This window comes from Dissulfuribacter thermophilus (assembly GCF_001687335.1).
GTDB lineage: Bacteria > Desulfobacterota > Dissulfuribacteria > Dissulfuribacterales > Dissulfuribacteraceae > Dissulfuribacter > Dissulfuribacter thermophilus.
Window position 1 is genome coordinate 407,408 of sequence record NZ_MAGO01000001.1, and the last position, 22,090, is coordinate 429,497.

The window sequence follows — 22,090 nt, forward strand, 5'->3', positions numbered from 1 at the left end:
TTCATCTATTTTTTCTCAAGCATTTTCCTTAACCCTGAATAGTAGCATCCCTCCAATCAGGAAAAACGCCAATGTACTCAGGACTCCAGCCCTTGGATTATGGAAGATTCCAGTTGCTATTCCAAACAGGAATGGACCTATAAAAGAGGTCATTTTTCCTGAGAGTGTATAAAATCCAAAAAATTCTGCATGATTTCCTGGGGGAATGAGCCTTCCCATAAGGGAACGGCTTGACGACTGGTTGGGGCCCACAAATAGTCCAATGAACGTGCTGAAAAACCAGAGCCACCACTTGGATGGAGCAAGCGCCGCCCCAAGTGTTGCTAAAAATAGTCCTCCGATGGAGATGAGAATAGTATTTTTGGCTCCGATTTTGTCATCTATATGTCCGAAAAAAAATGCTCCGATTCCAGCAATAACATTAAGTGTTATGCCAAAGACCATGATATCTCTGAGAGACATTGAAAAGGTCCCTGCTGCATATACCCCTCCCATTGTGAAAACTGTTATCAAGCCATCATTATAAAAGAGGTGTGCCAATAAAAAGGTTACCATGTTGGAATTGCCTTTTAGTTTTAAAAAGCCGTTCATGAGTCGATGGAAAGCCCTTTTAAAGGATGAGACATTTAGGCTCATCTTTGATTCTTGTGGCGCCAATAAAAAAAGAGGCATACTAAAGATCAGCACCCAGGCTCCTACCAGTAAATTGATCACCCTGTATTTAAAATAGGGTCCCATCTTGTCATCGAGATGTGGGCCAATTGAATCTATAAAATAAAGACATAGCACAAGACCAAGTATTCCCCCAATGTAGCCAAGTCCCCATCCATAACCAGAAACCCTGCCAAAGGCATCCTTGGTGATTATCTCTGGAAGATAAGAATTGTATAAGACAATAGACAGCTCAATAAATAAATTCGCCAGCAAGACCAAAGACAGACATATATATACAGCTCCTTTAGCTTCAGGAGACACTAGGGCAAGAGTCGTTGTAAAGAATGCCCCAAGAACTGTCAGACATATAAATAGTATTTTTCTTATGCCTGTTTCATCTGATATGGAACCTATAATAGGGGCTAAAATTGCCACCAACAGCCCACTAAGTGCCATTGTTCTAGACCACAAGATGGTCCCTCTTTCAATGGAGGGTGCTACAGTTTGTATGAAATAGGCTGAAAATAAAAAGGTAATTACGATAGTAGAAAAGGCAGAATTGGCCCAATCATATAGACACCAGGCCAAGATCCGTTTTTGAACTACGATTTTCGAGAGATATTTTTTAAACATATTTTATGAGAATGGTTAAAGCTACTTTAACAATATAGGATTTCTTTTATTAATCAAATGATTGAGCATGCTCAGAGAAAAATAATCCCGGATAATGCCTCTTGTATAGAGTTGAATGCGAAAATATGAACTGAAGTGTTTGGGTAAAAAACATTTATGGACCCCAGGGCATAGAGGGTGACCTGGGGTCCGAACCATTAATGAGTTAGTAAGGAGGAGGAACTATTTGGGAGGGCGTATGGCAGAACCGATCCCAATTGGTATGACAATGATTAGGGGGAGCCTCTTCCTTAGCAAGGGGAGGAGGTCAAAAAGACAAAAATGAGGTTATAGTAAAGGGGTTTTAATGAATTGGCTATCAGCTTTATTTTCCTGTTTTTTTATCACGCGCACTTCATGGTTTTGTGAAATTTCAACGGAATCTACCTCGCTTTTATTTGTCTCAGTCTCTTGTTCGTTGATAGCGCCTTTGGCCTCTTTCATTGCACCGATATAGATCTCACAATTTTCACATTTATCGATTCCCTTGGCACAAGCTGTGCTGGCCCTTTCCCAACATGGAGTCGCCTTATTAACAAAGGCAGAACAATTGTCTCTGATATTTTGAGGACAGTTTTTGATCTCCCAACACGGAGATAGTTCAAGGAGTTTTTTTATTCCGGGGATACTGATTCCCTCATCGTGTATTAGCTGTCTCAAGCATTTTATCCATTCGATATCATCTTCTGAAAAATATCTTTTGTTCCCTTGGCGAGCTGGTTTTATGAGCCCTTCTTCCTCATAAATTCTTAGAGTCCTGGGGTGAACTCCGAGGAGTTTCGCAGCAACACTTATAGGATATATGGGGTCACTTTTATTGACGCTCATTTTAGCCGCCTATCCTTTAGGGTAATAATTATGTTATAGCGAATTACTTTTTTCTTGTCAAGAAAGAACATTTTTTGCTTGAAATAAGTATGTTTATTTTTGCTAAAATTGAGTTTTGTAACAAAAGTAACATTCTCATATAAAAAATCAAGATATAAAATCTAGTAATTTCAGTATTTTGCTTTAAATAAAAAATTTTAAAAAAAGTTTAATCTATCTTTTTAAGGAAAGAGGGAAATTTAAATTTTCAACATTTGGGTCAGCAGATCTCTCAAAGGTCTGGGTTAAGCTTTGACAAATAGTCCGATAGTCTCTGCATGGCTAGTATGGGGGAACATGTCGCAGATCCGTACCTTCTTCAACTGGTACCTTCCTTTTTCCCAAAGGAGACCTGCATCTCGGGAAAAAGTTGATGGATTGCAGGACACATATACAATTCGATCAGGTCTTAGCTCTAGGGCCAAGAATTCACACAATTCCTTAGCCCCTGATCTTGGTGGGTCTAGGAGGACCTTATTGGGTTTTGGATCAATTTTTAATAGAGAGTCTAAGTCCTTAGTGAGATCCATGCTGGAAAAGATTACATTTGAAATGCTATTTAACCGGGCATTGTGAGTAGCCCTTTCTACCATACTGGCTTCTCCCTCGATTCCACGAACCTGTTGGGCTTTTTGGGCTAAAGGAAGTGAGAAGTTTCCAATTCCACAAAAGCAATCTATGATAATGTCCCTATCATCCAGTTCCAAAAATTCAATAGCACAGTGAATGAGTTTTTGGTTCACTATCCGGTTAATTTGGATAAAATTACCAGGGCTAAATTCCAATCTTAGATCAGGAGAGTTGAGTTCATAGTAGGGGACTATCCCTGAGTCCAATAGTGGATGAATTGTTTCAGGGCCTCCTGGTTGAAGATAGAGGAAGACCCCGGTGTTTCTTTCAAAGTCGGTCAGGATGTCTAAATCGTCTCTACTAAGAGGTTCTAGATGACGTATAACAAAAAAATTCCCGTTGTCTGCCCTGTATACTTCTATTTGGGGAATGCGATCTGGAATCGACAAAGATCCAATTAGTTGTTTTAGGTCAGGTATTAGGTCTGATATGTCGGGTTCGAGGATGACGCAGGCATCCATGTCCTGTATATAATGGGAATTACGTTCTCTAAAGCCTACCAGTACACCTCCTTTTTTGGGGACAAGTCTTATGCCAAGCCGCGCAGATCTTCTATATCCACATACTGGCCCAGTAATTGGAGGAAGAGGATTAATGGATTTTAGATTGCCGAATTGATCGAGCTGTTTCACTAGAGTTTGTTCCTTAAATTTTACCTGAAAATCCGGTTTGACGTGTTGAAGTGTACATCCGCCACAGCTTCCAAAATATGGACAAGGGGGGACATTTCTCTGTAAAGATGGTTCTAGTACCTCTTCTGTAATCCCTTCAGAAAACTTGGACTTTATTTTTAGGTATCTAAAACGCACTCTTTCTCCTGGGAGTGCTCCGAAGATGAAATGGACCTTGCCATCGATTCGAGCGATACCCCTGCCATCGTGAGACAGTGCCTCAATAGTTGCTTCAAATAATTCCTTTGGTATTGATCGTTTTCTCTTCGCCATTTTGTCACAAAAAGTCGTTGGTTATCTGTTGTCAATTTTACAGTGAAAATACCCGTTGGGATAATTCGCCTAATATAACAGGTAGAAGGCAGAAGGTAGAAGGAAGAAGCAAGCCCTGCCTGTACAAAAGCCAGAGGCCCTACCTTCTACCTCTCTTCAGCTTCTGCCTTCTTCCTTCTACCTTCTCCCTATTCTTATTTTCATCCACGAGGGTGACGAATTCGTTCGTCATGAAAGTTTGGGTTAAAAATCTCTTTTTCACTGATCAAGATTAATTTTTTTGCTGAGAAATGCAATTTGAGATTTGAGTTTTTTGTTGGATTTGTTATTTCTATCTTATGCTTGCCCAGATCAAATCATCTGTCCTTACAGGTATTACTGCCCACCCTATATTGGTCGAAGTAGATGTAGCACATGGGCTTCCGGGCTTCCACATAGTTGGTCTTCCAGAAGGGGCTGTTAAAGAGAGTCGGGAAAGGGTCAGGAGTGCGATAAAAAATTCTGGCTATGAATTCCCTACAAAGCGTATCACTGTAAATTTGGCACCTGCAGACATAAAAAAAGAGGGTGCAGGTCTGGATCTGCCCATTGCCATTGCAATCCTTTGTTGCACAGGGCTCCTACAGGAAGAACGCCTCAAGGGTACGATATTTCTTGGAGAGCTATCTCTTGATGGTTCCCTTAGGAAGACGCGCGGGGTATTGCCCATTGCCCTTGGGGCAAGAGAATGGGGCGTTGAGGAAATAGTAGTGCCCTTGGAAAATGGAAGCGAAGGTGCGATAGTTGAGGGGCTTTGGGTGAGGGGTGCACAACATCTAGCAGAAATCGTAAGGCATTTTAGAGGTGAAGCAGAGATTGAGCCCCAGATCGTCAATTTAGATGAGCTTTTTACCAAAAAAGGCCGCTATCCTTACGATTTTTCAGAAGTCATTGGCCAGGATCATGCCAAGCGGGCCCTTGAAATAGCTGCCGCAGGAGGCCACAATTGTCTTCTAAGTGGTCCTCCAGGGTCTGGAAAGACCATGCTTGCCAAAAGGGTTCCTACAATTTTACCCAAAATGACCCTTGATGAGGCCCTCGAGACAACGTCAATTCACAGTGTAGCAGGTATCTTGCCCTCAGATGTCCCTCTTATTACAGAACGCCCTTTTTGTTCCCCTCACCATACTATCTCAGATGCAGGCCTTGTGGGCGGGGGGCAGAATCCCAGACCCGGTCAAGTTAGCCTTGCTCACAATGGCGTTTTATTTTTAGATGAATTACCTGAATTCAGGAAAAATGTCCTAGAGGCCTTGAGGCAGCCCATGGAAGATGGGGTGGTCACAATTTCTAGGGTGCAGTCCTCTGTGGTTTATCCAGCGAGATTTACACTGGTTGCTGCACAAAATCTATGCCCCTGTGGAAGGCTAGGAGACCCCAGAGGTGGGTGTCTTTGTACGCAGGCGCAGATCCTCAAGTATCAATCCAAGGCTTCTGGACCGCTTCTAGATAGAATCGATCTCCATATCGAAGTTCCACAGGTCCCATTTGAAGACTTAAAGGAAAGTGGGCAGACTGAGACTTCTGAAAAGATGAGGGAGAGAGTGGAGGCCGCACGTTCAATCCAACAAAGACGCTTTAGAGGTACAAATATTTTTTCTAACTCCAGAATGGGGCCAAGAGAAATCGAAGAATTTTGTAACCTCAATAATGATGATATGACCTTTTTGGAAACAGCTGTCTCTAAGCTTGGCCTCAGCGCAAGGGCCTATCATAAGATATTGAAGGTAGCGCGGACAATTGCAGATCTTGACGATTCCAATGACATAAAAAGATCCCATCTCGGAGAAGCAATGCAATATAGGTCTTATGGGGACACAAGATTCTGGCAATAAGACCTGGGATATTACCCTCATTGGTACCATCCACCTCTTTGAAGAGTCAGAAGAAAAACTTCATAGCCTACTTGAAGAGTTAAGCCCCAAAGTCATTACTGTGGAGATTAGCAGTTTTTCAGTGGAATTTAGGAGACAGAGACAAGATATTTGGGCAAAGAAATTGGAAAAGGCCCTTTCGGATCTCCCAAAAGAACTTCTTGATTGTCCAAAGCTCGAACTCTTAAGAAGACAGATAAATACTCCGTATGAATGGCGTGTGGCCCTGGAATATTCATCCCAAAAGGGGGTGCGACTCCTTCCAATAGATGTTGGAGATTTGTCCCGGTATGAGCTTCCAACCTGGGAACATGAATTGTTGAGTCGCAAGAATATAGAGTACATTTCAAAAAATATAGATTTAAAGTCTGTTACGGAACATTTCGCCAGATTGAAAAGGGAAGCGGAGCACTTACTGGAGCAAAAAAATAGTTACCCAATGGCATTACATCCGCTTTCCTGGTTAAAAGATCCTTTTTGGACACAAAGGGAAATAAAGCTTGCCAGGCGTTTGTTTAGAGTCCTCAGGGTTTGCAAAGAGGTAGTGCATATTTCCGGTTGGATGCACCTGGTTGAAGGTAGTCCGTGGAAGACCCTTATAGATCATTTAAGGGAAGGCGGGGCAAGGATAGAGGTAAAAATGGCATTTTAATCTAAAAGGTCACGCACAGCCTTGGCAAGACTTGACGGGCTAAAAGGTTTTTGAAGTAATTTCGCAATACCCAATTCCTTTGCCTTCTTTTCATCTATAGATTCACTGAAACCAGTACACACTATAATGGGAGTATTGGGGCTCATCTCCGAAATGGCCTTTGCCAATTTATCACCTCTCATTTTGGGCATAGTCATGTCCGTGATTACGAGATCGAATTCATTGGGTTCCTCTTTAAATGCTTTTAAGGCCTTCTCAGGGTCAGTAAGGCCTACTACATTATAAGTCAACTGACTGAGCAAATCTTTTGCAAATTCCACTATTGTGTGGTCGTCGTCTACAAAAAGTATTCTTTCATGTTTTCCTGTTAGCAGGACTCTGTCTGGATCAAGTGTTTCAGTTTCACTGTGGTCTACACAAATATAAGGAAAATATAGGAAAAATTCAGTCCCTTTTCCCACCTCACTTTTTACCTTGATTGCTCCATGGGATGAAGTGACAATACCGTGTACCACAGAAAGCCCAAGTCCTGTCCCCCTTCCATGTGCTTTAGTGGTGAAGTAAGGTTCAAAGATCTTGGTTAGATTTTTTTTATCTATCCCTATACCTGTGTCCTTTACAAGGATTTCTACATACGTTCCCGCAGGTAGTGGTGGATCGATCTCTTTATTCATCTCTTCAAAGCTCACCTTTTTTATCCTCACTGTAAGCACTCCACCATCAGGCATGGCATGTTGGGAGTTTACGCAGAGATTCATTAGTATTTGGTGAATTTCTACTGGATCTGCCAGGATGGTGGCATCTTGACATTCAATTTCTTGGGAGATTTCAATGCTCGTGGGAATTGCGGCCCTGAGGAGTTTTAGGGTCTCCTTGGCAACAGGAACTATATTTAGTGGTCTATGTTCCTTAGTCGACTGTCTGCTAAAGGTCAAAATCTGTTGTACTAGATCCTTGGCCCTTTTTGAGGCAGCTTGTATTTCTTTAATATAAGTTTTTAGTTTGCTGCCATCAGGAACTAGACATTCACAGAGTTCAGCATATCCGATTATTGGCATAAGTATATTGTTGAAATCATGAGCAATACCTCCAGCCAAAGTCCCTATCGCCTCCATCTTTTGGGCCTGACGTAGCCGATTTTCAAGCTCAATCTTTTCAGTTACGTCTTCTTTCAATGCCAGAAAATGGGTTATGTTTCCGTCTGCATCGAGGATTGGGCTAATAATGACATCTTCGTGGAAGATCGTTCCGTCTTTTCTCCTGTTGATGAACTGCCCAGTCCAAACCTGTTTTGATTTGATTGTAGCCCATAGGTCACGGTAGGTCTCTTGAGGAGTCCTGCCGGATTTTAATATCCTTGGAGTTTTACCAATCACTTCCCCAGGTGTATACCCTGTTATCCGGGTAAAAGCTGGATTTACGTATTCAATAGTTCCTTTTCGGTCTGTGATGACCACCGATAGAGGACTTTGTTCAATGGCAATAGAGAGTTTTCTTATCTGATCCTCTGCAATATGTTGCTCTGTTCTATCTCTGATTATGCCAAGTATGCATTTTCTCCCTTTGTATTCAAGTATGCTTAGACTCGCTTCACAATAGAGTTTTTCCCCCTTCTTTGTGATTCCTATGAAATTGCAGAGTCCTCTTTGAGAATCAGATCCCTTTTTAATTAGATCCATTTTGGAGCGTACATTGTTTCGGCTTTGTGAGGCAACAATTGTTAAGACGTCGACACCATTGGCCGTTATCTCTGAAACATCATAACCAAACATTTCAATAAATTTTGGATTTACGAATTCAAATTTCCATTCATTCTCAAGAAATATGGCATCGTTAGAATGATTGACTAGTTCCTGATATCTTTTTAGAAGCTCCTTCTCTTCAGTAATGTCCCTAAAGATCGACAAGAAGGCATTTTCGCCATTAAATTTAATAGGGACTGAATTGACCTCGATTTCACGCTCTCTTCCATCAATGGTGATGAATTTTTGCTCCATGGGCCCAGGCGATTTACCTTGTACAAGGCATTTTAATCTTTTCTGTACGATTTCAAGAAATTTTGGATGTACAAACTCAAGAAGATTTCGGCCAAGTACTTCTTTTTTATCCTTTGCCCCTGAAATCCTCAATGCATAATCATTTATGTATTGAATTCGAAAATCTTTTACGACCACCATTCCTATGGGGGCATACTTGATCAGTGATTGAAATTGCTCTTTACTCTCTTTTAGGGCATTTGAGGTCTGTTTATTCTCTTCGATCAGCCTTTTTTTCTGGAAAGCCGACTGGATAGAAGGCACAAGCATGGAAAGATTTTCCTTTATACAGTAATCCCATGCCCCTGCCTTCATACATTCCACTGCTGTGAGTTCATTTATGGAGCCAGTAACGATTATGAATGGAAGATCTGGATCAAATTCTTGGACAATTTTTAGGGCATCTAGCCCTGAAAACCTTGGGAGTATGTAGTCACTGAGTACAATATGAGGCCTAAATTCTTCTAATGAACTTTTTAGCCCATCTTCATCTTCCACAACCTGGAGTTCAAAAGGAGAGCCCAGTTTTTTTAGTTCACGTTTTATCAGTTCTACATCAGATGGTAGGTCTTCTATTAAGAGAATGCGCAAGTCTTTTTTCATTTACTTGTTCACTTATTTAGTTCCAACTTTCTGGAATTTCATTTAAAATGACCCAGTAAAGCCCTAGATTCTTAATGCATTCCATAAATTCTGCGAAGTCCACTGGTTTCTTTATATAGCTATTTACCCCTAGCCTATAACTCTCCACTAGATCCCTCTCCTCTTTTGAGGAGGTCAGAACTACCACAGGAACCATCTTAGTGCTCTCATCACCTTTTAATTCTCTCAATACTTCAAGGCCATCTATTTTAGGAAGTTTCAGGTCGAGAAGTATCAATTTGGGCCGTTCATGTTTAGAGTGTCCTTCATATTTGCCCCTTGAAAATATGTAATCAAGAGCATCTTCTCCATCACGAAGGACTATTATCTTATTTGTGAGATTATATTTTTTAAAGGCCCTAAGTGTAAGTTCAATGTCATCAGGGTTGTCTTCAATAAGGACGATATCAACTGCTTCATTAGGCATTACCCACCTCCTTTTTGTTATTCGTGGATAGAGAGTGTAAAATAAAATACGGTTCCGCGGTCTTTTTGGCTTTCAGCCCAAATTCTTCCTCCGTGACGATTTATTATCCTTTTAGCAATGGATAGTCCAATCCCTGTGCCCTCAAAGTCATCTACAGGGTGGAGACGCTCAAATATTTTGAAGAGTTTGTGTGCATAGCGCGTATCAAAACCAACTCCATTGTCTCTTATATAATAGACAACCTCTCCAGAATCTAGGGTCTTTGATCCCAATTCAATCTTTGGGACATCTCTTTTAATGCTGAATTTAACTGCGTTAGAGATTAGATTATAGAGGACCTGACGTATTAGTGAGGGGTCGCCCTGGGCCGGAGGCATTTTTCTAACTACAAAATGTATACGTTCTCTGTCTGGGCCTGAGGTGATTTCATAGAAGACTGATTTCGCAAGGGCTTCCATATCTATGTCTGTGATGTTCATCTCTTTTCTGCTCAACCTGGAAAACCTTAAAAGATCATCTATTAATTGTCCCATTCTCCGGGTATTTTTTCTAATAATTCCTATTAGCCTTTTGGCCTCATCATCTAATTTGGGGCCATATTCTTCTTGAAGTATGTTGGAAAAGCCATCTATGGCCCTGAGTGGGGCCCTTAGGTCATGTGAGACTGAATAGGTAAAAGATTCAAGTTCCTTATTTACCTCTAAAAGTTTTTTTGTCCTCTGTTTGACAATGGCCTCTAATTCTGCCTCATGATCCCTAAGTTTCTTAATCAAAAGGGCATTTTTGATTCCAACCGCTGTTTCATTGGACAGAGTCATTAAAAATTTCTGTTCCTTTTTGAAATCTTGTTGTTCAAAAGAACCAATGACAATGAAACCAAGCAGAGTCCTGCTATGAATGAGGGGAAGAATGGCAGTGGATTTTAGTCTTATTTCTTCACAGTCAGCCTTCGGACAATCTAAAAACTCTTTAAGATTTTTTAAAAATATGGGTTCACATGGTTGATTTTTTATTTTACAAAGAGCTTTTTTGAGGTAGTGGATTAGGCGGGTACATAATGTATAATCCGAATTTGAAATATGGCTGCAAGCAAGATTAAAATATCCTTGTTCTTCAATGAGAAAAAGGAGCCCGACATCGGGGCTAATCGCCTTCCTTATTACCTCCAAGGCCCCATTGGCAATATCTTCAACTGTGAGCGAACTATTGATGCTGGCACTGATATCATAGAGAAACTGTAATTCCCTCAGTCTCCTCTCAAGCTCTCGTTCTGCCTTTTTTAAGGGGGTAATATCTGTTGTGGCAACAAGGGCCAGGTAACGGGAAAGAGAGTCTTGGTCTTTTGTCTTTTTCCATACTAATCTCAGCATGATATCTTTGAAATTTCCACGGAGAGTTCTGATTTCTGCCTCTGATTCAAACTGTTCTATCCCCTTTGCAAGGGCAATGATTTCTTTTTTGAAAACTTCGTATGATTTCTTTGTGAAAATATTAGTCAATCCCTCAAGGAGTTCTTCTTTGGTGTTGGCCTCATGTAGATCTAGTGCAGCCTTGTTTACGTCCAAGATTTTAACACGCCTTGCACACTCTTCTAAGGCATCTGGATGGGAGTCAAGATAAGCACTAAGGTCCTCAACTCTCATTCCAGAAGAAATGAGGTCTTTTAAGTAGATCATAAGATCAGTAAAATCTTCTTCCCAAAGGGGAACAGGGGAGTTTTCAAAGAGATGCCTAAAGCGTTCTTCACTCTTTTCAAGGGCAAAATAAGCCTGTTTCTTTTCTGTTATGTCAAGAACAGTCCCAACTGATCGTACTGGATTGCCTTCATCGTCATAAAAGGTTTCACATTGTTCTTGCACCCATTTTATCCGGCCATCAGGCATGACAAGCCTGTGTTCTATATTGTAGGGTCTCCTATGCTTAACAGAGTCTGTATAGGACTTGTCTACAAATTCCCTGTCTTGGGGGTGAACGGTGTTTAAAAATGCCTCATATGTCGCCTCAAACCTATCTTTTGGGATCTCGAATATTTGGTAGATCTCGTCTGACCACGTAAGCCTGTTTTCTTTGATGTCAAATTCCCAGCACCCTACATGGGCAATGCGCTGGGCATCATTTAGCATCTTCTCTCTTTTTTTTAGTGTCTCATGAGTTCTTTTGATCTCATCAATATTGCGGGCCACAGAAAGGATATGAGGCTTTCCCTGAATAGTAATGAGATTCGCGGAGATTAACCCTGTAATTACGGTCCCATCTTTTAACCGGAACCGCGCTTCCATGTTTCTTATATAACCATCCTGTTTGAGGGCGGTTATGAGACGTTCTCTATCATTCGGATTGGCCCAAATATTAAGTTCAATAGTGGTCTTGCCTATTACCTCTTCTCTAGTGTATCCAGTATTGTCGCAAAAGCCCTGATTAACCTCTATGTAGAGACCGTCCTCAAGCCGATTAATGCACACTGAATCGGGATTAGTGTAAAATATCGTCTTAAACCGTTCTTCACTTTCTCTTAGTCTCTCTTCTATGGCCTTTTGTCTCGATATGTCTGTCCACGTACCAATTATCTTAATCGTGTCTTTTTCCCCATCTTGGATAAGGGTTAGTTTGTCGTATATCCAAATATATGTTCCATCCCTCTTTTGAATACGATATTCATGTTGGAGAACTCCCTTATCCAGCAAGATTGCCAGATTTTGTTCTATTCTTTCCCTGTCTTGGGGATGGATGTGGGTTCGCCACCACATGGGATTTAGGGCCTCTTGTGGAGTGAAACCAAGGATTCTTTCAATATTTTTACTCATCCAGATAGGGATAAAATTTTCTCCTCTATACTCTACCATGTAAATTACTGCATCTACTAGGCAGAGGTTGCGCTCTATTTCATCTGGAAGGATTCGTTTTTTCATAGATATTTTTTGTTATATTTTGCTTATAGAAATCACTGGTTGAGTTTCTGGTTGCCTTTAATGAGGTAAATAAATTGTATCACAAAAAATTGATAAAGGACAAATATATATTGAGAAAATTTATGAATGTTATGGTTTTGTGTGAGAAATTTTGAATGAAAAATCTCTAATATTTTAGAAGATTATGTCGCGCTTAATCAAAGCTGCCTGAAGATGAATATTCAGATAGAGCTTCTAATTCTTATATAAAGCGTCTCAGACAATCAAAACTGGACCCTTCTAAGGGGCTAGCTCGATGCCTTTGATTTTAATTCCCAGTCAAAACTGAACCAAAAAAATTTTGGATCCTCAGAGCCTAAGATTTATCTTAGAAAAAGAAAACATAACTTGCTGTCTCAAGAGGAGATGATGTTTACAAAAAACTTTCAGGGAACTCGTCCCATTGGACCTCTTTATTATTGATGAAATAGGCTTTAAGAAGGTTCCTCAAGACGCTGTGGATGAGTTCTTTGAGACAGAAAAAAGACGTCATGAAAATGGACCAAGTGGGGATTTTTTTAGGGCCCTTATCTGAGGAATTGACAGGGCCTTTAACAATCTTCGAGGAAGCCTCAAATAAAGAGTGATGGAAAATGAATAGAAGCCCCCGATAGAAAGACATAAAAACATCGAAAAGAGAAATTTTTTTTTGACTTGCCTCTATGGTAATATTGCCGCATCACAAATTCTAAGGAGGGGAGCAGATGAAACAAGTACATTTCTTTATTTTTTTTCTCGTAGCGTGCATCATGTTGACCTGTCAGGCGTTCGCCGGGTCATATAATTACATTTCGGCCGAGGCATTGAAGGCCAAGCTGGAAAAAGGGGAGCCCGTCATTATAATTGATATCCAAACCAAGGAAGATTTTTCCAGACACCATCTGCCCGGGGCGATTGCCACACACGCATATCCTGTTAAGACAGTTCAGGACAAGGCAAAGATTGACGCTGTATTGGACCGTATCAGGAATGGAAAAGGTCCTGTGGTAATTGTATGCCCACGCGGTGCTGGCGGCGCACAAAAGACCTTCGACCACCTAATAGCCAGAAAGATTCCTGCTAATCGGCTCTTTATTCTCAAAAATGGCCAGGAGGGCTGGCCCTATCCTGAATTTGTGGAAGGCAGATAACCCGATACATAATCCCGGATTATGCAGGGATCATCCGACTAATGAGTGTGTTAAAGTGTTTCAATCTCGCCAGTGCAGAGTGCACTTAAAAATCCTCATTTAGTTAAGACAATGACATCCTCTCCTTCCTTTAGGAAGGGGAGGATGTCAACTTTGAGGGAGAATAGCCTCCTAGTTCAAGCCTTATTTGGTCTAAAGCCTGTATCCAAGCCTTTCCTTGGATTTGTCATGTAAAGCTGGCCTATTACCTATTTTGGAAAGTTCAAAAATGCCAGATAGCTTTCTTTGTATGACGCAACTTACCTAAAAAATTTACCTTAGCCAGAATTTTTCTGCCTGCTCCTTAAACCGGGGGCTCTACTGCAAAAAGGATATTTTATTTTATGATACCTTTGGTTAGGATGCGGATCTTCTTGCCTTAAAGCTCGATGATGCACTAACGAGGACCAGAAAAGGGGATTAGTGAGGAAACGAGATAAAGGAAAGAGAGAGTAAGAAGACCATATTTAACCTAACTGGAGGTAGGACTATAAATGAAGAGCTTGAAGGCGTATTAAAAATGGTGAAAGCAGGATGATGAGTATTTACGTATGAAGACAGAGGAAAAAAATTTATAATTAGCGGCATAGAAGTTAAGGTCATTAAAAAAAACATCAAGAACATTAATCTTAGCATTCACCCCTTAGACGGTAGGGTTAGGGTATCTGTCCCCCTTTATCTTGGAGACGATGCCATACGATTGGCCGTTATAAAGCGACTTTTTTGGATAAAAAAATGTAGGCAGAGGATCGAAGAGAAACCACGCCAGGTGCCAACAAATATGGTTGACGGTGAAACTCATTACTTCCTAGGAAAACGTTATTTGCTCAGAGTGTTTGAGGCGGCGACAAGGCCGAGGATTGAAGTGAATGGTAACTATATCCATCTATTTATAAGGCTAGGTACTGGAAGAGAAAGGCGCATTTTTATATTCAACGAATGGTATCGCAGCCAGTTGAAATAGTTACTTTCTGAGATGATTGTAAGATGGGAAGCAAAGATTGGTGAGAAGGTCAATGCATGGGGTATAAAACGCATGAGGACCAAGTGGGGAAGCTGCACCCCAAGGGCAAGGAGGATTTGGCTAACCCTCGAGCTTGCCAAGAAAAAAACTGTACTGATTGAATATGTTCTGGTCCATGAAATGACCCACTTCCTGGAACCGTCTCACAATGAACACTTCAAAAGCCTAATGGATAAATTCCTGCCCAAATGGCGATCTTATACGGAGGAGTTAAATAGCTCGCCATTGACAATGTGGCAATGATTTGCCATTTTGGGTTTGGTCGTTTGTGAAGGACCCAGAATTCCAAAAATCTCCTCCTTATAATGGAGATGGTTGTGGAGGGTTCAAGTGGGCCGACATTGACCTCCAAAATGAAATTATCCATGTAAAAGATCCAAAATCGGGAATTTCAAGGCCTGTTTACATGACACCACAAGTAAAAGATATGCTCCTAGAAAGATTGCCTGAGAATGTTGACTTATCCTCCCTTATTTTTCCTGGCAAAAACGGCAAAAAGAAAAAGCTAATTTCTAAGACTTTCTTTCGTATAGTGCATAAATTAGGCTTTAATGACGGCATTACAGACCCACGGGACAAGGTTGTATTCCATACTCTACGGCACACATTTGCTTCCTGGCTTGCAATCAAGGGAATACCTATTTATACGATTAAAGAGCTAATGGGGCACAAGAGCCTTGCTAATGACCGAAAGATATAGCCACCTAATACCAGACCAGAAACGTAAAGCCGTGGAGGGAATAGGAAAAGCCTTCCAGGACGTTACAGAAACAGAAAAGTCAAAAATAGTGGAACTCAAAAGGTTTGCAAGAAAGTAATTTTTAATGACAACTTACGATAAACGCCTCGAAAGGATTAAAAGAAACCCCAAAGATGTGAAATTCACAGATCTTGTGTCCATTCTGCTTCACTACGGTTTTGTTGAGGTAAGATCAAAAGGCAGTCACAGGATATTCAAACATCCCTCATGGAATGGTATCCTTACATTGCAAGAAATAAGAGGTAAGGCCAAGCCTTATCAAGTAAGACAGGCTATTAAGGCCATAGAAGAGGTGAAACATGAAAACGAATGAACTACCATACCCAGTAGTTGTATTCTACTCAGATGAAGATGAAGGTTATATTGCCACAGTACCAGACCTAAAAGGATGTTCGGCTTTTGGCAATACACCTGATGAAGCCCTAAAGGAAATAAAAATAGCTATGGAGCTATGGATACAAACCTGTAAAGAATCAGGAGAACCACTACCTGTACCTTCAAAGATGGCCGCATAAAAAAGCCCGAAACCATGCCTTGCCTTGCCATGAAGTTTCGGGCTGAACAAAGTTGTATATGCCTGAAAAAAACGCTACTCAACCACAAGTCCAACTACCCAGTGATAATAATTTATATAAAGGATTCTACGAAGATGCCTTAAGGGAAGCTATGCCTCCTGAAGTCGGTAAAGAATTTGATGAAAGAATATTCGATGCCTATTGGGATTATTGGTGTGAGGTGGTCCCCCTTTTTTGACAAGTGGTATTGTTCGCTTTCACTGTAAGGAGTAACAAGTAACGTAGTGAAAGGAGACAACAGATGGCAAGGAAGAAGTACAGCTCAGAGTTCACGGCCAAGGTTGCTATGGCAGCTATTAAGGGAGAAGAGACCACCAATCGGATAGCTTCGAGGTTTGGGGTTCATCCTGGGCAGATGAGGCAGTGGAAAAGGCAGATGCTAGCAAATGCCTCTGTGGTATTTGACCACTCTCAGAGGAAAGAAAAAGAGCAGCAGGTCCTTCTGGACCAGCTCTATCAGAAGATAGGACAGCTAAAAGTGGAACGGGATTTTTTAGCCAGAAAGTTCGGTCTTCTGTGAGCCAGAAGAAGAGAAAGGCCATGGTTGAACTGGACAATCAAGAGATCAGTCTTACCAAGCAATGCTTTTTGCTCAGTATTAGCAGATGCTCTTTGTACTATAAACCCAAGCCCTGATGAAAGCCATTGATGAACAATATCTTAAAACACCTTATTACGGGAGAAGACGAATGCGTCATGCCCTTAAAAAGAGGGGATACCAAGTGAGTGAAAAGAAGGTCAGGCGCCTCATGCAGCTCATTGGATTAAGGGCAATAGCTCCTGGTCCTTTACCAGCATAAAGGCTCCTGAGCACAAGGTCTATCCCTATCTGCTTAGGGATTCGAAGATAACCAGGTTCAACCAGGTCTGGAGTTCGGATATCACCTATATCCCGATTATGGGCAATTTTATGTATCTCTGTGCAATTATAGACTGGTACAGCCGTAAGGTAGTAGCCTGGAGCTTGTCGACTACCCTTGATGCCGAGTTTTGTGTTTCCTGCCTGGAAAGGGCCATAGCTCGATATGGAGCTCCTGAGATATTCAATTCGGATCAGGGCAGTCAAATTACCAGTGAAGGGTTCTTAAAGATACTGGAGAAAAACAAAATCCGGATTAGCATAGATGGGCGTGGCAGATTCCTGGACAATATTTTCATCAAGAGGCTTTGGCGTTCGCTGAAGTATGAACTTATCTATATTCAGGAGTTTGCCTCAGTGCCTGAACTCCGTAAAGGGTTTATGACTTGGTTCGAATCTTACAAAGAGAGATTTCATCAGGCTATTGGTTATCAGCCCCCTGATGGGATCTATGAGCTAGATAAGGCAGCATGATAACACCAGCAAAGGAAGCGAACATAAAATCACAAAAGTGCTGTACAAAAAATGGGTACCACTTCAATTCTACCTTCCAAGAGACTATCTAGTTCCTATTGACAATAACTATTGCACTTAGCGGTTTCATCTATGATTCGCTTGATGGAGGAAACCTACGTGGATACCTGCCTAAATCCTTGTTTTACCAGATTAGTTAACCCCTTGAAATTACTGGAGCCGGCAATCGGACTCGAACCGATGGCCTGCTGATTACGAATCAGCTGCTCTACCAACTGAGCTATGCCGGCTCTCAAGGGAACAAATTCAAGTTAAATTATTATCATAGCCAGTTATCTGGTTCAAGGCCTCTTAGGGTTCGGCCTCTATCATTTCACCCTCTGCAAATTGTTCTCTAAGTTCAATGACTGGATCCCCAAAAAACGTAAATCTCAGCCAGTCTATTGCAAGGTCCAGCATAGCATAGTCGTCTTCTTTTGCCTTTTGAAGGCGTTCTTCGGGAATTACATAAATATCGAGGAATTTCGATTCGAACACAAATCTTCTAAAGCTGTCAACATTGTAACAGCCTGTAAAAAACATCTGTTTTGTCTTTTCTTGAATGGTGACAAATGGGCCAAGGGACTTTCGTCTGAGAATTAGTTCAGTCCATCCTTTGTTGACCTCTTCAAATTCATTTATGCCCTGACTCTCAAGCCACTGGCCAACAGTAAGTTCTTCTCCCAGATCATGTCCCATACAGTGAGGTTCTTTTACAAGAGCAAAAAACTTTTCATCCTGTGATTCATCGAGATTGTGGAATACCCCTGATGCAATGGGATAGTACCTACAGGTGAGGGGACGGTCTTCATAAATGCCGCAACCTTCTTTTACCAAGAAAGGACAGCTTTTGACCTCATCTTCCCTCATCTTAAGTACTGGCACAGGTAATTCTGTATTTTCAATGGTCCCAAGAGCTGTGTATACGAAAAGAAATTCATCTGACGAAAGTTTCAATCTCTTTTTCAACCGAATAATGTCGCAGGGTGTAAGAATAATATGGGCCTCTTTGCAGCATTTTGTGAAACAAGAAAGATCCTTTGAACATTGAAAAGAAATTGGACTGGATTCATCAAGTCTAACTGGGACAATTACCTGCGGTTTATCTTTTGGCGCAAACATATTCTTTACCTCTTTTTAAGATTAATTGTCATAATAATAGCATCAATGTAAAATTCAACAAAAAGTCTTTGTTGAGGAAGTTGCCGTGATGGAAGGGATTCAAAAGACACTAGAAGGAAGGGTGGCCATAGTGCCGGGAGCTATAAAGGGCATCGGACTTGAGGTCGCAAAGGCCTTATCAAATCTTGGCTGTCGATTGGTATTGCCAGTCTATGACTGGCTCGATAGCCTTTCTAAAATGAGGAGTGAATTAGATGCCATCAATGCAAAATATATTCATATCTCTGCTGATCTTCGAAAGGAAAGAGACGTCGAAAAGGTGATAGAGAAGGCGCTCGAGGAGTTTCAACGAATTGATATCCTTATTAACAACATAGAGCGAGGGGGATGGCCAATAGTACATGGGCCCTACACTCAAGAACAGTGGAGACTTGAGTGGGAAACGACTATAAATGCAAAGTGGTATCTATTTAATCACTCGCTTCAATATTTAAAAAGGGCCCAAGGGGTGGTTGTTAACATCTCTTCCATAGCAGGTATTGTTGGAAGGTCTGGGCCTGCAAGTTTGGTCTTCAATGACTGCTATAGCCTTTCCAATAGGGCAATTGCCTCCTTAACACAGCAGTGGGCAAGGCTTGGTGCGCCAGAGGTCCGAGTAAATGAGCTGCAGATTGGTTTTGTGGAGACAAGGCATGGGCCAGGCACCCGGGGCTGGAGTGTGTTGACACAAGAGCAGAGGCGTTCCATTGTGGACCATACGCTTCTTGGTCGCATTGGTACGGCGCAGGATGTGGCAAGGGCAGTAGTCTTTCTTGTAAGGGATGCCACTTTCATGACAGGAGCGCTTCTACGCCTAGATGGTGGATATGTTTTGGGGGGAGAAAAGGTAAGTCCTATGCCGGAAGGTATTGTCTCTCCAGAAGAACCTACCTTTGGAGGTAGTATCAAACCCGACTCATTAGACTAAAGGCGAGGGCATGAAGATCCTTTCGTAAAGATTTTGGGCATAACGGTCTGTCATCCCTGCAATAAAGTCAGAGACACGCCTTTCATACGGATCGTTTCCTGTCTCCATGAGATCTTCTTCAAAGAGTCGCAGCGATTCAACAATAAAGGCATCCTTGTGTTTTATGAAGTACTCGTATAGGTCAAAGAGGATCTTTCTGGCCTTTTCAAATTCCCTATGGACTTGAGGAGCTCGATACACCCTCTCATACAAAAAGGCCCTTAATTCTATCATGGCACCGTGGACTTCATCGCTGATCCCTAAGATCATTTTGCCATCTTTGACCTTGGAATTGGATATGACGTCCTTGATCATGGTGGTAATGCGGGAACTATGGGTGTTTCCAAAGACCTCTTCGAGTTTATGAGGAACATCTTTGGGGCCTATTACCCCGCTTCTTATGGCATCGTCTAGGTCGTGGCTGAGATAGGCAATGATGTCTGCAATCCTAACTATTCTTCCTTCTACTGTTTTTGCCCAACCACCTTTACTGGATGGGATGATGTTTCCAAAACCCTTGGAGTGTTTGAGGATCCCGTCTCGTACTTCGTATGTGAGATTCAGGCCGCGTCCTCCGTTTTCTAGCCGATCTACCACCCTGAGGCTTTGTCTGCAGTGGGAAAACCCCCCTGGGACGATCTCATTTAGTACTGTCTCTCCTGCATGGCCAAAGGGGGTATGGCCTAAATCGTGGGCTAGGCTTATGGCTTCTGTGAGGTCTTCATTGAGTTTGAGGGCCCTTGCAATTGTCCTTGCAATCTCTGCTACTTCAAGGGTGTGGGTCAGCCTTGTCCTATAGTGGTCTCCCATTGGGGAGAGAAAGACCTGAGTTTTATGTTTAAGCCTCCTAAATGCCTTTGAATATACGATTCGATCTCTATCTCTTTGAAATGCTGTCCTGATTGCACAGTCCTGAGCAGGTCTCTTCCGTCCCCTGCTTTGATCGCTAAAGGCAGCATAGGGAGCTAGAAATTCGTGTTCTCTTGCCTCAAGTTCCTCGCGGATAGTTTTGAAACATTTCTTAGCCAGGTTTTGAGTTTTGGGAGCAAAGTCAACAAACATGGTTCAAATTTATAACTCATTAATAAAGAAAAACAACGTCTTTATTGTAAATTAAGTCCAATACTAGGTAAAAGGCGTATAAGAAAACTGTCAAGATTAGAGCCATATGTACATCTATCCCTGGAATCGGAAACCCTATTTTGGCTGATGTCAATAAAACCATTGCCAATGGTATTATGAAAAGGGATTTAAACATAGAAAGATCCTTGCGAAATGGTGTAGCAATAGCATCCAAGCCCTGAGCAGCATACTCCATAGACAAAATAAGTATTATCGCCCATAGTCCGTTATGAGAGAGATCTTGAATTAAGCAAAGGGGAAATATGGGGAATATACATGTAAGCAAGGCTCTCAGGATACATACCCTGCCCTTTGAAAATAGGGCGGGGATACCGTTAACAAAATAAACTCCGCCTGAAATAAGTGTTATAATCACAACAGCACTTCCATAGGCCAGGTAAATGGCTCTCTCAGTAAGTGTCATTCCAAGTACCAGGGCAGTTCCTAAGAGTCCTATGGCCCAATGCATTCTGCCAGATAATCGACCGTCTCTAATAAACAGAGCCACAGCGAGAAATATGGTGGCAAGCTCGGCACCAGCTAAAAAGGCCACAAGTACGATTTTGCTCTTGAATGTATCCAGTAAAAACATTAGTCCAGATGCAGCCATCTGAATGGTGGTCTTTATTTTTGCAAGTTCCGTCACCTCAAGTTGTATTCCTGTCCGTCTGATCTCTGCAACCAGAGATTCCCGCAAAAATATGGGTATTGCCAACCAGAATGGAAGAATGTCGAGGTCAATGAGGCAGACTACGATTACCACTAGAAATATCTTGTCTGCAATGGGGTCAAGGAGTTTCCCCAGACGGGTTGCACCATGGCGTCTTGCAAGGAGTCCATCTAGGTAGTCTGTGAGTCCAAGGGCAGTGAATATTAAAAGCGCGGCAACTCTACCCCAAATTCCTTGGTAAAGTAGGAAATACGGCAGAGGCAGCAGAAGTACCCTAAGGACTGTTAGGTGATTTGCCCTGAGGGTCATGGTCTTACTTGTATTCCTTGTAGATTTGATAAAATGCCTGCAGGAGCTCCCCGCGCTTTTGGGCTAGGGCCTTTACAAGCCTTAAAAACTCTTTGTACCTCTTAATTGGGCCAATGTCTACCTCTAGAAGCATTGGTTCGCAAAAATACCATGTGCACCTATAGGGACGTCTATACCGTGGTAGTATACAGCCATTATTGCTCAAGAATTGGCAGATGGCCCTTAAGTCTACATTTAGTTTGTAGGTAGGGGGCTCTTCCTTCATTGCAAGAAATGCGACTATGTCCGCAAATTCAGGTAAGCCGTGTCTGTTTGCACAGCATACGTTTCCACAATAGGGGCAAATTTTCTGAGTAAGCTCTTGGAGCATTGGATCCATCTCAATGAATATCTCTTTGAGTTCATCTCCTCTTTTGAAGACTTCTATTAATGCGTTCTCATTGCGACGGAAATATTTTTTAAGTTCTTGAATTTGGTCATTGAACTGTTTTTCATTCCTAAAATTTAAAAAAGGCAATTTTGTGGTATCAAATGACATTTCCTACCCCCAACTACTGAGTATACTGTCAGTTAAAA

Annotated in this window: 20 protein-coding genes, 1 tRNA gene and 2 pseudogenes; 12 read left to right on the plus strand and 11 right to left on the minus strand. The window is 41.7% G+C overall.

Translation table 11 applies throughout. The annotated features are described in order from the left end of the window. Positions 1 to 15 precede the first annotated feature (15 nt). The 3 genes from DBT_RS01800 to rlmD form a co-directional block, all read right to left on the minus strand. A complete protein-coding gene (locus tag DBT_RS01800) occupies positions 16 to 1,287 on the minus strand; it encodes an MFS transporter (RefSeq protein ID WP_067615805.1) in 1,272 nt (423 codons plus the stop codon). Between the two features lie 327 nt (positions 1,288 to 1,614). Next, a complete protein-coding gene (locus DBT_RS01805) occupies positions 1,615 to 2,154 on the minus strand; it encodes a MerR family transcriptional regulator (RefSeq protein WP_067615806.1) in 540 nt (179 codons plus the stop codon). Between the two features lie 284 nt (positions 2,155 to 2,438). After that, the gene (rlmD, locus tag DBT_RS01810; RefSeq protein ID WP_067615808.1) at positions 2,439 to 3,767 is read right to left on the minus strand and encodes a 23S rRNA (uracil(1939)-C(5))-methyltransferase RlmD; all 1,329 of its coding nucleotides are present in this window, start codon (positions 3,765 to 3,767) and stop codon (positions 2,439 to 2,441) included. A 338-nt stretch (positions 3,768 to 4,105) separates the two neighbouring features. On the opposite strand from rlmD, the gene DBT_RS01815 reads away from it, so the two are divergent. Together DBT_RS01815 and DBT_RS01820 are read left to right on the plus strand one after the other, a co-directional pair. Then, complete coding sequence (locus DBT_RS01815; protein WP_067615810.1) at positions 4,106 to 5,641, plus strand: YifB family Mg chelatase-like AAA ATPase; 1,536 nt, start codon at positions 4,106 to 4,108, stop codon at positions 5,639 to 5,641. Beyond that, complete coding sequence (locus DBT_RS01820; protein ID WP_067615812.1) at positions 5,616 to 6,332, plus strand: hypothetical protein; 717 nt, start codon at positions 5,616 to 5,618, stop codon at positions 6,330 to 6,332. Before DBT_RS01815 ends, DBT_RS01820 begins: the two co-directional genes overlap by 26 nt. Here the strand turns inward: DBT_RS01820 and DBT_RS01825 are convergent. From DBT_RS01825 to DBT_RS01835, 3 genes are read right to left on the minus strand one after another with little or no spacing between them, the layout of a single operon-like run. Beyond that, on the minus strand, positions 6,329 to 8,971 hold the full coding sequence (locus DBT_RS01825; RefSeq protein ID WP_067615814.1) for a PAS domain S-box protein: 2,643 nt from the start codon (positions 8,969 to 8,971) through the stop codon (positions 6,329 to 6,331). The two genes, DBT_RS01820 and DBT_RS01825, sit on opposite strands and share 4 nt — an antisense overlap. A gap of 16 nt (positions 8,972 to 8,987) precedes the next feature. Continuing rightward, complete coding sequence (locus tag DBT_RS01830; protein ID WP_067615816.1) at positions 8,988 to 9,437, minus strand: response regulator; 450 nt, start codon at positions 9,435 to 9,437, stop codon at positions 8,988 to 8,990. 17 nt (positions 9,438 to 9,454) lie between these two features. Next, positions 9,455 to 12,346 carry a PAS domain-containing protein gene (locus DBT_RS01835; RefSeq protein ID WP_067615818.1) on the minus strand — a complete coding sequence of 964 codons (2,892 nt, stop codon included), beginning with the start codon at positions 12,344 to 12,346 and terminating at the stop codon, positions 9,455 to 9,457. Positions 12,347 to 12,788: 442 nt separating this feature from the next. Here DBT_RS01835 and DBT_RS12635 point away from each other — a divergent pair, with 442 nt between their 5' ends. The 9 genes and pseudogenes from DBT_RS12635 to DBT_RS11890 all read left to right on the plus strand — a co-directional run bounded on the left by DBT_RS12635 (position 12,789) and on the right by DBT_RS11890 (position 17,246). Beyond that, complete coding sequence (locus tag DBT_RS12635) at positions 12,789 to 12,920, plus strand: hypothetical protein (protein ID WP_279614737.1); 132 nt, start codon at positions 12,789 to 12,791, stop codon at positions 12,918 to 12,920. Between the two features lie 169 nt (positions 12,921 to 13,089). Further along, on the plus strand, positions 13,090 to 13,515 hold the full coding sequence (locus DBT_RS01840) for a rhodanese-like domain-containing protein (protein WP_067615822.1): 426 nt from the start codon (positions 13,090 to 13,092) through the stop codon (positions 13,513 to 13,515). 673 nt (positions 13,516 to 14,188) lie between these two features. Next, positions 14,189 to 14,821: pseudogene (locus tag DBT_RS01845) on the plus strand (M48 family metallopeptidase). 25 nt (positions 14,822 to 14,846) lie between these two features. Continuing rightward, positions 14,847 to 15,278 (plus strand): site-specific integrase, encoded by a 432-nt coding sequence (locus DBT_RS01850; protein WP_161939887.1) that lies wholly within the window; start codon positions 14,847 to 14,849, stop codon positions 15,276 to 15,278. Then, a complete protein-coding gene (locus DBT_RS12640; RefSeq protein ID WP_279614739.1) occupies positions 15,262 to 15,396 on the plus strand; it encodes a hypothetical protein in 135 nt (44 codons plus the stop codon). The genes DBT_RS01850 and DBT_RS12640 overlap by 17 nt, the downstream gene beginning before the upstream one ends. 6 nt (positions 15,397 to 15,402) lie before the next feature. Beyond that, positions 15,403 to 15,651 (plus strand): type II toxin-antitoxin system HicA family toxin, encoded by a 249-nt coding sequence (locus DBT_RS01855; RefSeq protein WP_067615826.1) that lies wholly within the window; start codon positions 15,403 to 15,405, stop codon positions 15,649 to 15,651. Then, positions 15,638 to 15,853, plus strand: a complete 216-nt coding sequence (locus DBT_RS01860) for a type II toxin-antitoxin system HicB family antitoxin (protein WP_067615828.1) — start codon at positions 15,638 to 15,640, stop codon at positions 15,851 to 15,853. The genes DBT_RS01855 and DBT_RS01860 overlap by 14 nt, the downstream gene beginning before the upstream one ends. Before the next feature lie 58 nt (positions 15,854 to 15,911). Beyond that, positions 15,912 to 16,091, plus strand: a complete 180-nt coding sequence (locus DBT_RS01865; RefSeq protein ID WP_067615830.1) for a hypothetical protein — start codon at positions 15,912 to 15,914, stop codon at positions 16,089 to 16,091. 63 nt (positions 16,092 to 16,154) lie between these two features. Further along, a pseudogene (locus DBT_RS11890) lies at positions 16,155 to 17,246 on the plus strand (IS3 family transposase). A gap of 214 nt (positions 17,247 to 17,460) precedes the next feature. On the opposite strand, the gene DBT_RS01880 reads toward DBT_RS11890, so the two are convergent. Next, positions 17,461 to 17,536: transfer RNA gene (locus DBT_RS01880), tRNA-Thr, on the minus strand. 61 nt (positions 17,537 to 17,597) lie between these two features. Then, positions 17,598 to 18,407 (minus strand): YkgJ family cysteine cluster protein, encoded by an 810-nt coding sequence (locus DBT_RS01885; RefSeq protein ID WP_067615836.1) that lies wholly within the window; start codon positions 18,405 to 18,407, stop codon positions 17,598 to 17,600. An 88-nt stretch (positions 18,408 to 18,495) separates the two neighbouring features. Here DBT_RS01885 and DBT_RS01890 point away from each other — a divergent pair, with 88 nt between their 5' ends. Beyond that, on the plus strand, positions 18,496 to 19,374 hold the full coding sequence (locus DBT_RS01890) for an SDR family NAD(P)-dependent oxidoreductase (RefSeq protein WP_067615838.1): 879 nt from the start codon (positions 18,496 to 18,498) through the stop codon (positions 19,372 to 19,374). Here DBT_RS01890 and DBT_RS01895 read toward each other — a convergent pair. Genes DBT_RS01895 through DBT_RS01905 form a run of 3 tightly spaced genes read right to left on the minus strand, consistent with a single transcriptional unit; the run spans position 19,366 to position 22,052 of the window. Continuing rightward, on the minus strand, positions 19,366 to 20,475 hold the full coding sequence (locus DBT_RS01895; RefSeq protein WP_067615840.1) for a deoxyguanosinetriphosphate triphosphohydrolase: 1,110 nt from the start codon (positions 20,473 to 20,475) through the stop codon (positions 19,366 to 19,368). The genes DBT_RS01890 and DBT_RS01895 overlap by 9 nt on opposite strands. Positions 20,476 to 20,494: 19 nt before the next feature. After that, positions 20,495 to 21,514, minus strand: coding sequence for a CDP-alcohol phosphatidyltransferase family protein (locus tag DBT_RS01900; protein ID WP_067615842.1), 1,020 nt, complete (start codon positions 21,512 to 21,514; stop codon positions 20,495 to 20,497). Positions 21,515 to 21,518: 4 nt separating this feature from the next. Beyond that, a complete protein-coding gene (locus DBT_RS01905) occupies positions 21,519 to 22,052 on the minus strand; it encodes a hypothetical protein (protein ID WP_067615844.1) in 534 nt (177 codons plus the stop codon). Positions 22,053 to 22,090: the final 38 nt, after the last annotated feature.